Below are 13,731 nucleotides of genomic sequence, written 5' to 3' on the forward strand. Positions count from 1 at the left end.
GAACAGCTTGTCTTCTGGGTACGAAACGCGAATGAATGAGCAACAAAAGATTTCCCTCGACGCGGCGATTCTCTCCGCATTTGGTGGCTCGAAAAGTAGTCTCACACGGTGTTTAAGTACGCACCTAGGCATCCACTTGGGGCAAATCCTCGACACCAATCAAGGTTTGAAAGCGATTGTAGCAGAGCTTAGGGAAATCGCTGTGGACAGCGGCTGGCTACGCCCGATGCTGAGGGCCATGCGTGCGGATTGTCCCGGGAATACGGACTTGTCGGACTGGTGCCAAAACACGCGTCTCGGGGAACTGACCCTCGTTCAAGAGCAGCAATTGGAAGAGTTTTTAGTCAGCCACGTCACTCGTGAAAAGCTAGATCAGTTGCTTGAATCGTTGGGACAGTTTCTGTCCGTGATCGCAGCTGATGAAACCAATCCGCAGGCAGCGATTCGATTGCTCGTCGAAAGGGCAAGTAGTGAACACTGGGCCCGTTTGCTGTGCCTGGTGGTGGCCGTCGATTGCGATCAAGAGGAAGAGTGCCGGCGAGTTGTCGAGCAGGTACTGGGGGCCGAAGGGAAGGCCTCCGTCTCGCTGTATCAACTGCTGAAGGATCATATCCAAGAGCAGAAGGCCGCCGACTGTTTGCGGCGTGCAATAGGGTCTTACTTTAACGTCTCTTTGGCTAAAGCTCGCCGCACGATTCCCGTCGTTTGCTATGAAATCGTACGAGCACAGGCGTTGGCGACCCGAAGCACTCCGTTAACCACGTTTTGCAGGCTCATTCGGAAGGACTTGGAAACGCCTCAGCAGCAACAACTGGAACAGTGGTGGAATGAAACGGTCCAAAGGTTGAACTGGACGCTCGAATTCCCTCGCGATGAACAAAACATTCAGGCCTGCAAGCGGCGGTTCTTTATCTTGGTGGAACTGAAAGAATCGGAGCGTTCGACGCCGGCTCAAATCGTATGGATGCCACGTTCCTGGCTGTACGATCGGGAACTGGACGACTACGAGGAACTCGGGGCGGACCATCCCGACACGCACTGGGAAGACTGTAACTTTCCTAACTATCTACGCATGGTTCGTGATAGCGCAAGTAAACTGGGCGTTCCATTGCGCGATTTGACTTTTGAATTCTTCGTGAGTCTTGAGTCGTTTCAGCGGCCAGTCGACCAATTCGAGATTCCCTTTAATCGATTCGTCAACAGTAAGATCGGCGTCGAGAACCCGGTCGTGATTCGTTCGTTGGAATGCAATGCCGATTCGATCGAGCGAGTCAGGGATCGATGGGATCAGTTGGTCGCCAACAACAATGCCGGGCAATCGCTGGTGAAGGATGGTCAGTTTACCGCGGCCGTCGTTCATCTCGTTGAGGAGAAGTCGATTGGCGAGTTGTTCAATCAATATGAGTCAGACCAACACCTGGCATGCATGGTTTTTGATAGACCCCTCCCATCCCAGTTGAACGAACATGAAATGGCCGGAATCTTTGCCGCGGTTGCCGCTGGCGTGCCCATCATCATAGGAGCAAGAAGCGGCGATGTGACTGCCGAGTTGCGGCAAAAGGTGCTGTTATGGTTGCAACAGTCGTTGTTCGATTTACCCGAACAAGTACGTCAACTGCGTGTCGAGGGAAAGAGCGATATCGCCCACCTCGGGCAGAACCTGACGTTGTTCTTCGAGAACGGCGAATATTTCTTACCTGAAAGAGAATCCTTCGGTGGAGCTAGATAATGAACCAGTGGCAAGTATTTCGTGGGACTCCCCAAGAACCGCATGACGGACTAAAAGCTCTCGAGGGAAAGGTTCCGCCGTGGCGTAGTGGACAGACGAATCGAGGCGAAAAGTATTTACCTTCGCCAGACGAGATTCGCATCGTGAACGCCGCTCTTCACTTGCGGCGTCCGATTTTGGTTACGGGGCCTCCAGGATGCGGAAAGTCTTCTTTGGCCTACGCGATCGCGAAAGAATTGAAATTAGAGCCCTTGTTGAAATGGCCGATCAATTCTCGTTCGACGCTGAGCGAAGGGATGTATAGCTATGACGCCGTCGCCCGGCTGCGCGACGTCAATCTTCCCGATGAGGACAGCCAAAAACGATCGCGAGAAATCAGTAATTACGTACAACTTCGCTGGCTCGGCACGGCGCTGGCGTCTCCCCGGCCTCGCGTACTGCTGATCGACGAAATTGATAAAGCCGACATCGATCTTCCCAACGACCTGCTTCACGTCTTGGAAGAAGGGACGTACGAGATTCCTGAGTTAGCCCGGATGGCGAAAGAGCAGGAGACGGTTCCCGTGAAAGTTGCCGACGTCGAGTCGGAGGAACACATCAATGTGACCAAAGGGCTGATACGTTGCCAATCGATGCCCATTATCGTGATGACAAGTAACGGCGAACGCGACCTTCCCCTCGCTTTGCATCGACGCTGTTTGCGACTGGATATTCGGGAACCGGATAGAGACCGGTTGATTAAAATCGCCGAGGCGCATTTGGGCGATTGCCTAAGCGGCAAAGATGAACCATTGAAGTCATTGGTCGATGAGTTCATTCAACTGCGTAGTAAAGGGAAGGTGATGGCAACGGATCAACTGTTGAACATGCTGTATCTGATATTCGGCGGAGCCAACCCTCCTGAAGACGCTGCGGAGCGGAAGGCTTTACAAGACCTTGTATTTCGCGGGCTCAATCAATGACCGATACTTCCGCCACGAACACACCGAGCAATGAAGAAATCTTCCTGCGGAACCTGGCTGACTTTGCGGAAACGCAAGGCTGGGAAGTCACCAGTTGGGACTTGCTCGATGTGATGTGGCTGGCGGCTCAGTTCTCGCCTTCAGAACTCTTTGCGTTGAAGCCTGAAACAGAGAAGGAAAAATCCCCATCCGATACCGACAGCATAACGCAGTTGCCGCCGCCTCGCTCGGGTGGTACTTCGAAGCATCAGAAAGGTCCGGGAAGGACTGAGCGGAAGAGGATTAATCTCTATGCCAGGGGCCCACTGGAGGACTCCACTTCCGGAATGACGCCTGTGCGACTTCCCGCGCCGAAACCGCTTCAAAACGAGCGTGGAATCCTCAAGGCGCTGCGTCCGATTCTGGAACGAGGTCCGTCGCGCAGTCGTACGGTTTTGGATTTGGATGCCACCGTCGCACGGATTGCCGACGAGAAAATATGGGAACTGGTTGAGTTGCCCATGTCCGAGCGTCAACTCGATTTGGCGTTGGTACTGGATCATGGGACCTCGATGGATATGTGGCGAAGCGTCATGGCCGAACTTCGTCGCCTCTTTCATGCATGCGGGGCATTTCGCCGGATCACCGATGCTTGCCTCGTCTATAAGAACGGGCGTCCTCTTCTACTTCATCCAGGGTCAATCGGAGATCGCGAGCCCAAGCAAGTGGTTTTGGATCGACTTGATCCTCATGCACCGTTGCTTTATTTAATTCTTTCCGACTGCGTGTCGCCGGCCTGGCACGATAAGGCTTGGATCGATCAGTTGAATTGCTGGGCTCAAGACGCCACGGTTGCCATTGCGCAGGTTCTGCCCGAACATCTTTGGGATCGCACTACGCTAGATCGCGGAGCCAGGCGCCTTACCTGGTCCTCCAAGTTTTTGGGGGCCAATCGCTCTTACCGCGTGGCGGAGAGAACAACCGATCGATTACGTGATCTCTTGCGGAAAGGTCCCAGGCAGGAGCCCGAAACGCTGGAGGCCGTGATTCCTATTGGGTCGATTTTCGATGAGGACTCGTTGACAAGCCTTGCCGAATTCCTGGCCGGCCGACGCCGAGAGTCGAAAATATGCCATGGTCTGATGGCTCCCCAGCGTTCATCGAAGTCCAGCGAGAGTGACAGAGAGGGGCAGGCCCAACGTTCCCTGGCATCGTTTCGGCATTATGCTTCGCCAGAGGCAAAGCAGTTGGTCAAGCTTCTGGCAGCGGCTCCGGCGATATGTCTCCCTTTGGTGCGGATCCTGGAAAGCGTCTATATGCCGAAGGTCAAAGGCCCCGTGGTGGAAGCGGAGATTTGGCTCAGCGGGCTGTTGCGCCCGATGGCTGGTTCGACGTCGGACGATCCCGAACAGATTATCTACGACTTTCACCCGGGAATTCGCGAGCAGCTACTCGAAGGCGTGCCTCACTATCTACGTCGTGAAATTGTGGAGAGAACTTCGGAGTACGTCGAAGCGAACTTGGGACGGCTGCGAGGTTTCTTAGCTCAGTTTCGTACTGCCGAGGGACCGATTCAACTGAGCGATCATTCGCAAGGAGACCCCATCGCACAAGTTCTGGCAAGCATACTTCGGCTAGATCCCGATCACTCAGGCCGACTGAAAGTCGACGCTCCCAAGGATACCGTCCGAGAGATCGTTTCCTCGTCGACCCCCGAAATCTATCAAGGTACGGCACCCTGCTTTCGTTTCAGCTGGTCCCCCGATGGTCGTCGTCTGGCGATTCCTTCGGTGGATGGCAAGTTAACGCTGTGGGATGTCGACCTGCCAGGCCAAGAAGGGGTCAGCCCTCCTCATCAAGTCAGTTCCTCTGGGGTCAACCAGGCGGTGTGGTCTCCCGACGGTAAGCGACTTGCCCTGGCCTATTACAATCGAGTGGCACGGATCTATTCGGACGAGATGGTCGAGGTCTGGACGCTGATGGGACATCATTCTGATGTGACCTCCGTGGCATGGTCGCCAGGCGGAAACCTACTGGCAACCGGCACAGCTGGAGGAACGGTTCGACTTTGGAACACGTCCAATTGGTCGTTGAACTTTCTTGCTTCGATTTACGAAGGGCCCGTGCGAGCCATGCAGTGGCTGGACGAAACAACCCTGGCGGTGGCCTCCAGGAAGGAAATCGTCATCTTTACGACCAATCAGCTCAACCTGTCTCCGGAGGCGATTCTCAACGTCGATGCCACCTCATTGGCTGTACTGACCAATTTTCATGGGCGTCAAGTCGTATTGGTCGCCGGAGGCAGTAACGGCGAAGTATCGATCTGGGATCCGAAGACGCGCGATCAGATTGTGCCTGCCATCAAGGCGCACGAACAAAAGATTACCGGAGTCAGCTGTTCCATGGACGGTTCGCTGCTGGCCTCACGCGGGCATGAAGGCACCATCGCAGTACGTTCTACTTCGGACTGGAAAGTCATTTTCACCCATTCGTTCGAGCCAAGTGATTCTCCTTACGGGGCAGTCGCCTTCAACCCGAAATCGCTGCAACTTGCCGCAGCCGTGAACGGCGACAAGGCCATCGAGCTTTTTGAATTCCAGGAAGAAGAGAGCAGCGACCACGCCCCGCGCAGCCTGCACGTGCGGATTGTCGGATCAATAACTCCAGGCCCTTCGTTTGGTCGCTTGGACTTGGACTGCCGGGAAATCGGAGAAGAACTCTGCCGCCGAGGTCACAAGCTTGTTATCTCCACTATCGATAGCTCAACAGCAGGTTATGAAGCGTATATCGGCTACTTGGCCGCAGATCGCTTCGGCAAGGTGATTTTTTCCCATCCTGACCACCCATTGATTAACCGGCAAGAGTCGCGTTTGCGAGAATTAGCTCGGTCGATGTCTCAGTATCCGCGAGAGATTCGAGGACAGATTGAATCCGCTATTCTTGAAAACTATGACGTCAAGACGTTGTCGGGCATTCTGGAGAAAAGAGGTCTCCTGATGTCCGGTTCGGCAGACGAAACACTGCCGTGGGTGGTTGCCAAGATCGTCGAATTGACAATTCTAGACGGGTCTATGCCTTCTCTACTGCAGGAAATGGATCGACTGGATGATAGTATTCGACAACTTGCTGAACTTCCACAGCCTGGCAAGGTGGAAGTCGAAGACAGAACGACACACGGGCGTTCCTTCGAGGTCGCTGAGCTCGAAATTCAACAGTATTGCGACGTTCTGGTAGTGATTGGGGGTGGTGAAGAGGTCGATCGCGCATTGCGTGTGGCCCGGCAATTGGCCATCCCGGTTGTCTCGTTGCCAGAGTCGAACGGTGATTCCGACGACGGTTTAGAATCCGCCGACACGACACGTGAAGAAGTTCCCACGCAGCTCTGGCAACCAGGAAAAGGAAAATCGTACGTTGAATTGATCGAGAAAACCGTGGAGACCCCACCGGACTTCGCCGATTCGCTCTGCAGTGCGTCCACGAGTGCTTCTCGCGAGTGGGGATCGGTGACAGGCGTTGCGATTTCTTCCGCCTCTTGGCTGACCCCCAATTTTCTCGCTATCAGCGATTCGCTGAAGGGGGTCTCGTTGAGTTCGGCCTATGGAAGATGGGCTGCACTGGCGGCGACCCAAATTCATTCAGAGGGGTTTTGGATCATTGCCGCGGAGTACGGCTATTCAATTCCTCGCTATTTGCCCGTTTCGAATCTCGATTTTGAACGGATTTACCCCTCCGACGAATTTGTCATCATCCCAGTTCGTGATGATGACGGTGAGCTGACCTTGCATCGCATCGATATCGAAGATTTGCAGCGCGAAGGTTTAAATCTCGAAGGAGTCTTGGGGGCTCCCATCCTTCTGATGCGGGAAGGCAAGTTTCACGTTGTCGGCCTGGTCTCCAAGGAAAGCCCAGAACAGGGAAACCGTTTGCAGGCACGCTTTTTCACGGGCCAGGAAGCAATCCTGGGACCAATGATTCATGCGGCCAATGAGACCCGGCCCCGTGTCTTGAATTCTTCAGAATTGGAACGCCTGCAAGAGATCGTACTTCGGGGAAAGTCATCTGAGGAGGTGAGCCATTCCCAGAGTTCATCTCCGGATGATATAGCCTTTGAGCATATGCGACAACTGAATTTGGAGGCCGCGACGCGCGAATTGGTGAAACGGTGGAATCATCAAGGACGCATCGTCGAATATGTCGAAGAACTTTGCCGGAACCAACCGCAAAACGAGGATCTTCGGGCGTTTGCCGAGCAGCTTGGCATCGACGTCGAGCCGCCCCCTTCCAGCGCCCATGACACCGTCGATATGAAGCTGGACGATCGAGAAACGGTCGAAATAGATCTGAGCACGATCCGCGAGGACCCGACAGGCAAGTCGTCCGATTCCAGCGATCGTGATCAGGCGATTGTGGAACGTGCTTACGACGGGTTTCGATTGGATTCATTCTTGGAGAGCGGGTTCTCGTGGGATTTGGCGCTTAGCACCTGCGCGATGTGTCATTTAGCGTATGGAGAAACCGAACACATTCATGAGGTGTGTGATAGACGCTGGCGTTGGGGAACGTACTATGTCATTACATCGAGTCGCACCAAGTGCCTTCTGACTGTCGCCAGGAACGTGATAGTCGTCGTATTCAGCGGGACCCAGGAGATTCGTGACTGGCTCAGTGTCGTTGATCGAAACTATGAAAAGACTGAGTACGGTAGAGTAAATAGTGGCATGTTTCATGAGTTTAAAAACATCAGGGAATACCTGGAAAGACACATGCAAAAACTGGGAATACAAGGGGGAAAGCTGGTACTGACCGGTCATGGGATCGGTGGTGCTCTTGCAACGATCGCTGCCGCGGAGTGGGTTAATGAGGAGATGTTCGAGATAGCGGAAGTCTATACCTTTGGTCAGCCAGCGGTGGGTTACCCTGATTTTCAACAGTATATGAATGAGCGAACCGCAGGCAGGTTCTTTCGTTTCGTGCACAAGGACGACATCGTTCCACGGATCCCGCCTGGATACGTGCACGTGGGAGAATTGATCCATTTAGGGCGAGAGGGTTCAAGTTCATCAGAAATGGAAACAACAAGCGAAACCGAGGAGTTGACTTGGCGAAGACTCCTTGCCGAGAAGTTCTTTTATGAATCCTCGTCTTCCGGATACGCAGGGCTATTCCCTAGCATCTCCGATCACAACGTGAGCAAATACCTGGAGAACATCCTAAAAAGGGGGCAAGCCGCTACTTCGTAGGTACAAAGTACCCCGTGCCCGATGCAGGGGCGAATAGATAACGGAATCCCATTTACGTTCTCGCACAGGGTCAATCAGGCAGAGACCTCATCGAAACTAACCTTGTCCGCCCAGTCGGGGTGATCGATGAATGGGTTTCGGTTTCCCTGCTTCTGGAAGATGGCCTGATTGCGGTGTTGTTCGTAGCGATCGACAGGGAACTTTCGGTGCCAGTCGCGGAGCGTTTCGATTCGGTCGCGCTGCTTCTTGGCCAAGCCGCTGGCTAGTTTATCTGGGTACCGCACCAGGAAGTAGAGCATCGCCCGGGCGACCGCTCCCTTGCCGCTGGCCGGCTCAAAACGATCTTCGACGCTCTTTCCGCAGGAATCGCGAACCGTTTCCTCGAAATCGGAGAAGTCGAAATAGGGCGTGTTGCCACGAAAGCTATTGCAACCCACCTCACAGGCAAACAGATGGTGCAGATCCCCGCGCATCGGCTGCCGTTTTAAGAACCATGACTGGGGCACCGAATGCTCACAATTGAAGGGAAGCGAAGCCTCGAGCGCTTCTGCTGCTTCGTGCATCGACTCGGCATCGAAAGACCCTTCGCGGGCAAGCATCTCGCGGAGGCGAATCGAGCGAAGCTGCATGATGCGAAAGTCTTCGCGGATGAATTCTTCGGCACTAAACTTCTTGCCTGAGTAAATGCTGCGAAGCTGGCCATCCTCGTGCAGATCGATCCACGGGTATAGATGGACGCTGGGCTTGTAGCTGAGCTTGCTGGCGTGTGTTTTCTCAAGCAGCTGAAAAAGCTTTTCAAAGAGTTCCGGTCCGGAAAGATCGTCCGGATTGATGCCCGAATAGTAGCTTTCGACATCCGCACTATCCGCCGCTTCGTCGAAGTAAGGACGCGTATCGGCTTCCTCCAGTTCCGCCAAGGCAGCTTGAAGATCGGGATCTTGCGAAGAGCGGTCATCCGTAACCGATGTTGTTGTCGATGACGCTGCCGCGGACGAAGGCGGCGTCGACGTAAGGGACGCTGCCAGGCCACCGAGCGAAATCGTGACACTCAACGGAATGGTCATCGTCGTCGCCAGACCGCTGGTTACCTGCGAGATCGCAGGGGTAACCGATGACACCACCCGCGAAACGTCGACCGGTGGTGGGGAAACGCGACTTGGTTCGGATTCCGTGGGATGTGTGTCCGGCGACAGATTGAGAAGTTCGTCCCGGAGCTTCGCTTTCTCGCCGCTGAACGAGGCGTTCTTGATTTCACGGACGATGCGGTCGACCAGAATCCCCTCGTTGGAAACCCACTTGATGCGGTGATCCCCCATCGACTCGGTCCACTTCTGGCCATTGACCGCCAGGATATCTCCATCCTCATCGCGCTCGGGAACGCCGGAGTGATGCAGCGCCACCAATTCCCACTGATCATTGTAGACCGGGGCCCCGGAAGAGCCTGGGGCGGTGTCGGTTTCGTAATGGAGGAAATTGTCGAAGATGTCGATGACCTGATTGTCTCGCAGGGCAATCTGCTTCGATTCGCCATTGGGGTGTTGAATGATCGACACGAACTCCCCTTTGACCACCATGCGGTCAGGATCACTTTCGTGCAACTTGATCCAACCAAACTCTCGGGGGTCGCGCTGCGAGGAGTCGTTTTGTTGGACGGCAACCAAGGTAAAGTCGAACAGCTCGCTGGTGAAAAAGAAACGCGTTGGTGCGAGGGAGAACTCGATCGAGGGAAGCAGCATTCCGGCAAAGTTCGCCGCGAAATCAAATTCGACCACACTCTTTTCGGCAAATGTTTCATCCGGCAAAACGTGATTGTTGGTCAACAGCAGATTAGGCGAAACAAGGAAGCCAGTCCCAAATCCAACGCGCTGACCAAAGCGGTTGCGAATCACGACGCGTCCCACCGAACGCGAGACCTGGCTGCCGCGGATTAGGTAAGCGATCGGCATCAGGTTGTTGGTTCCCAGGACACGTTCTTCCGCGATCGAGCGGATATTATCCGGCACGGGGCCCAGGTTAAGTTCGGAAATTTCGGCGGGACCGCTGGGAATCGTGGACATAGGAGCCCAGGAGGGGGCAGCATCTGCCGGCAGATCGAGTTCAAGAGGAATTCGTAGCTGACCGACGCGTTTGCGAATGGAATCAGGCAGGTTAACGTCGACGTTCTTCCCCACTCGAATCTCGGACAGGACCTTTTCCTGTTCTGGTTTGCGCTCTGCGTAACGCTTGGCGGTCCGGTCGATTTGTTCGTAAAAGTGTTTCGCGAAACCTTGCCGAGGTGCGTTCATGATGGGGTCTTTCCGTCACTGCCTGGTCTGAAATAACTACCGCGATCAATGTAGCCTGTGGTAGGCATGATTACAATCGATAGCATGTTAAGAAAACTACTATCGGTGTTATGAAATCGATGACAAGAATTAATTAGCATGGCATTTCAACATCTGGTACAACCATGGCGTCGATGCATATCGCCGTCGCCCCAGTTACACGCTTGACTGCCAAGGATAGACCCGATGTTGAATCTCGAAGAGCGAAGTCGACGACTTCAAGCTTATCTCCCGCAAATTGCCCCTGAGGGATTGGATCTTCCGGAACAAAGCTCTTTAGAGGCGATGGGGCCTTCCGATCGTGTTCAGGAGTCGACGGCCAGGGGGCTCGAGAATCTCGAATCGGGGCGCGTTCTGGAAGTAGCGCAGGCTGATGCGCTGGAAGCGATCGTCCACAAAACGAAACGACCAGCGATCAACATCATGCGTGATACCTATCAGGAAGTTCCCAAGGACTGGAAAGGAGTACTGGATGACCAGGACGTGAAGAATCGCCTCTCGAAGCTGATTCCTTCGGTTGGGCGAATCGAACTGCCAGGCGACCTTCTGGTCCCCTATGGCGGCACGGGGTTCGTGGTCGGCAAAGACCTGATCATGACCAATCGTCACGTGGCCGAGATCTTTACGATGGGGCTCGGCGTTAGGAATCTGAAGTTCAAGCCGCACCGCTCTTCCGCCATCAACTTTCGTAAAGAGTTGTTTCAAGAAGAAGATCTGCCCGACCTGGCCGTCCAAGAAGTGGTGATGATTCACCCCTACTGGGATATGGCGCTGCTGCGGGTTGTCGGTTTGCAGGAACATCACGCACCACTCCCTCTGGCGGTCGTCTCGCCCGAAGACATTGTTGGACATAACATCGCGGTGATCGGGTACCCCGCCCAGGACGACCGGAACGATCTTGATCTGCAAAACAAGATCTACGGTGGAGTCTTCAATATTAAACGGCTGCAACCGGGAAAAGCTCGTGAGGTCCAGCCGATCGGCAGCTTCAACCATACGGTTCGCGCCATGACGCACGACGCCTCGACACTGGGCGGGTGTTCTGGCTCGATGGTGGTCGACATCGATTCCGGCGAGGTCGTAGGATTGCATTTCGCAGGCATCTACCTGGAGGCCAACTATGCCGTTCCTACGTTTGAACTGGCACGCGACGCGCGAGTCGTCGACGCAGGCTTGAGCTTTCGTGGCGCGGTTGCCCCGACCAGTGATTGGGACGCGGCTTGGAAAAACGCCGATTTTCCTGGCGAATCGCTTCCCACGTTGGCCGCGGTTTCCAAAAGAAGTGGCGCCCAAGCGATCACCTCCAGCCCAACCGCGATGGCAAGCAATCCGGCGACTACAGTGAACGTAACAGCCGGAGGAATCACGTTTACGGTACCGCTGCAGATTACCGTTAGCCTGGGATCAATCGCGGCCGGAGCGCCTCCGGTACCTCCCCCGCCAAGCGTGACGACCGAAGGGCTGTTTGGTGGTGGAGGAGACAACGAGCAAGAGATCATCGACCGTGCCTACGCCCGGTTCAAAAACACCTCGTATGCCGGAAGTCAGTTCAGCTGGGAGTTGGCTTTAGCGACGTGCGCCACGAGTCACCTCGTGTATTCGGAAGGCCCCCGGGTTTCTGATGTTTGTCAGAACCAATGGGACTTTGATAGCTGTGAATTCATTCAGGTAAACGACACCGAGTGTTTCGTGGCCGTCACCGAAGAAGCAATGGCGGTCGCGTTTCGCGGCACGGCAGGCGTTCGTGATTGGCTCCGCGATTTGACCCTCTTCAGTACTTCCGTGGCGTATGGTACCGTTCACCAAGGTTTCTTTCATGGCTTTCAGCAGGTACGGGCGGCGCTGGAAACGGCGATGCGTTCCTTTGGCTTGGGGGATCGAAAGTTGGTGATATCGGGGCATAGTCTCGGTGGAGCTTTGGCGACGATCGCGGCCGCGGAGTGGATTCATGCGGGAGAGTTCGAGGTAGCCGGCATTTACACCTTTGGCCAGCCTGCGGTCGGGAAGAAAGATTTCCGCGAATTCATTAACGGGAAGACGGCTGGAAAGTTCTTTCGCTTCGTCAACGAAGACGATATCGTGCCGCGCGTTCCTCCCAATTACGTGCATGTTGGCAAACTGATGCAACTGGATCGACGAGGCAATACCGAGTCGCTGGAGGCGCTCGCTCCGGAACCGGAAACGATGTCGGAAACGGAATTTCATATCCTCCAGGAGCGGCTTGATGACGAGAGTCGTGTGGCTTCCGGCGTGGTCGCCACGGAAGGGTTGATTCCCAGCATCTCCGATCATGGATTACATAACTATTTGAACAAGATTTTGTCGCGTATCTCATAGCTGTGTGACGTGTCGCGTTATCGTGTGCAATCTTCCCAATAAGTCATTTGAGGTTTCATGCTATGGATGCTGATAAGTCTTTGTCAGTGGTTAATCAAAACGCCATCACCATTTCCGTTCCGCTCAACATCACCATTTCGCTTGGGGGCATGCCGACGGCGCCTCCTGTGACGGGGAAAGTCTCGCCTTCAGCGGTTGCCGCGCCCCAAGAAAAAGTGCCCGTGATGGCTCCTAACTTGGGGGAGCGAAAAGGGTACCAAGCCAACTTTCTTTCGTTCGGCGAGGTTCCTCTGCCTGAGCTGACGGATGAGGGGATGAAAAATGTAGCGAAGCTGGAAGATGGTTCCCATGTGTTGCACTACACGAAGTTTTCTCTGGTAATGCATAAGAAGCGGCGATTGGCGATGTTTACCGCTGCCAACGTCGACTGGCGGGACGAGAAACGCAAGATCAATGGCAAGAAGCCAACCCGCAAGAAGCTTAATGGGTTTACGGGGAACGAGCGGGAAGACTGGGTGACCGATCCGCGAATACTATTTGATCATCAATTGCCGGATCACTTTTTTATGAAGGACGGAGGAGCGTTCGATCGAGGGCATCTCGTCCGCCGTGATGACGTTGCCTGGGGGGACTCTTTCAAAGAGATGCAGAATGGCAATGGAGATACGTTCCACACGACCAACTGCTCGCCACAAGTGGCTGATTTCAATCAGTCCAGGTTCAGTGACTTCAATTGGGGCGCTCTTGAGAACATGGTCCAAAAGCAGTCGAAAACGGAACGCGTCTGTGTTTTGGCAGGCCCTGTGTTTTCCGAAGACGACAAGTTCTTCGATGGCTTCGTGAAAAGCGGAGTACCGGTGTCCGTGCAGATTCCGGAGGCTTACTGGAAGATTATCATTGCTCAAGAGAATGGTCACCCGCAAGCATATGGCTTTATTCTCGACCAGGACTTGGCGCCGGTGAATCTTCACGCTGAGTTTGTTGTGCCTGATGCCTGGAAGAATCTGATGGTACCCATCCAAGAGATCGAAGATTTGATGGGGGGATTATTCAGCTTTGGAATCATCAAGCAGTGGGATCAGCACGAGGACGCATAAATCGTAGCGGCCGAGTTGGCCAGCGGGATGGTCACTTCCCATGAAAAAAGCCCGAGCACGCCA

The 13,731-nt window shown here is 54.4% G+C and carries 6 protein-coding genes; 5 read left to right on the forward strand and 1 reads right to left on the reverse strand.

All coding sequences use genetic code 11. The features are described 5' to 3' along the window. The first annotated feature begins 31 nt into the window (after positions 1-31). Genes Pan97_RS10030 through Pan97_RS10040 form a run of 3 tightly spaced genes read left to right on the forward strand, consistent with a single transcriptional unit; the run spans position 32 to position 7,910 of the window. A complete protein-coding gene (locus Pan97_RS10030; RefSeq protein ID WP_144972132.1) occupies positions 32-1,729 on the forward strand; it encodes a VMAP-C domain-containing protein in 1,698 nt (565 codons plus the stop codon). Next, on the forward strand, positions 1,729-2,691 hold the full coding sequence (locus tag Pan97_RS10035; protein WP_144972134.1) for an AAA family ATPase: 963 nt from the start codon (positions 1,729-1,731) through the stop codon (positions 2,689-2,691). The genes Pan97_RS10030 and Pan97_RS10035 overlap by 1 nt, the downstream gene beginning before the upstream one ends. After that, on the forward strand, positions 2,688-7,910 hold the full coding sequence (locus Pan97_RS10040) for an SAV_2336 N-terminal domain-related protein (protein ID WP_144972136.1): 5,223 nt from the start codon (positions 2,688-2,690) through the stop codon (positions 7,908-7,910). The genes Pan97_RS10035 and Pan97_RS10040 overlap by 4 nt, the downstream gene beginning before the upstream one ends. A 74-nt stretch (positions 7,911-7,984) precedes the next feature. Here the strand turns inward: Pan97_RS10040 and Pan97_RS10045 are convergent, their stop codons facing one another. After that, positions 7,985-10,195 (reverse strand): endonuclease, encoded by a 2,211-nt coding sequence (locus Pan97_RS10045; RefSeq protein WP_144972138.1) that lies wholly within the window; start codon positions 10,193-10,195, stop codon positions 7,985-7,987. 225 nt (positions 10,196-10,420) lie between these two features. On the opposite strand from Pan97_RS10045, the gene Pan97_RS10050 reads away from it, so the two are divergent. Continuing rightward, positions 10,421-12,571: a lipase family protein gene (locus tag Pan97_RS10050; RefSeq protein ID WP_144972140.1), complete on the forward strand. Its 2,151-nt coding sequence runs from the start codon at positions 10,421-10,423 to the stop codon at positions 12,569-12,571. Positions 12,572-12,633: 62 nt separating this feature from the next. Then, the gene (locus Pan97_RS10055) at positions 12,634-13,668 is read left to right on the forward strand and encodes a DNA/RNA non-specific endonuclease (protein WP_144972142.1); all 1,035 of its coding nucleotides are present in this window, start codon (positions 12,634-12,636) and stop codon (positions 13,666-13,668) included. The last annotated feature ends 63 nt before the right edge of the window (positions 13,669-13,731 follow it).

This window comes from Bremerella volcania, assembly GCF_007748115.1.
GTDB lineage: Bacteria > Planctomycetota > Planctomycetia > Pirellulales > Pirellulaceae > Bremerella > Bremerella volcania.

Excerpts from the sequence above, each read along its gene's own strand:
- Pan97_RS10045 (WP_144972138.1), bottom strand. The coding sequence starts at position 10,195 with ATGAACGCACCTCGGCAAGGTTTCGCGAAACACTTTTACGAACAAATC.
- Pan97_RS10055 (WP_144972142.1), top strand. The coding sequence starts at position 12,634 with ATGGATGCTGATAAGTCTTTGTCAGTGGTTAATCAAAACGCCATCACC.
- Pan97_RS10050 (WP_144972140.1), top strand. The coding sequence starts at position 10,421 with ATGTTGAATCTCGAAGAGCGAAGTCGACGACTTCAAGCTTATCTCCCG.
- Pan97_RS10030 (WP_144972132.1), top strand. The coding sequence starts at position 32 with ATGAATGAGCAACAAAAGATTTCCCTCGACGCGGCGATTCTCTCCGCA.
- Pan97_RS10035 (WP_144972134.1), top strand. The coding sequence starts at position 1,729 with ATGAACCAGTGGCAAGTATTTCGTGGGACTCCCCAAGAACCGCATGAC.
- Pan97_RS10040 (WP_144972136.1), top strand. The coding sequence starts at position 2,688 with ATGACCGATACTTCCGCCACGAACACACCGAGCAATGAAGAAATCTTC.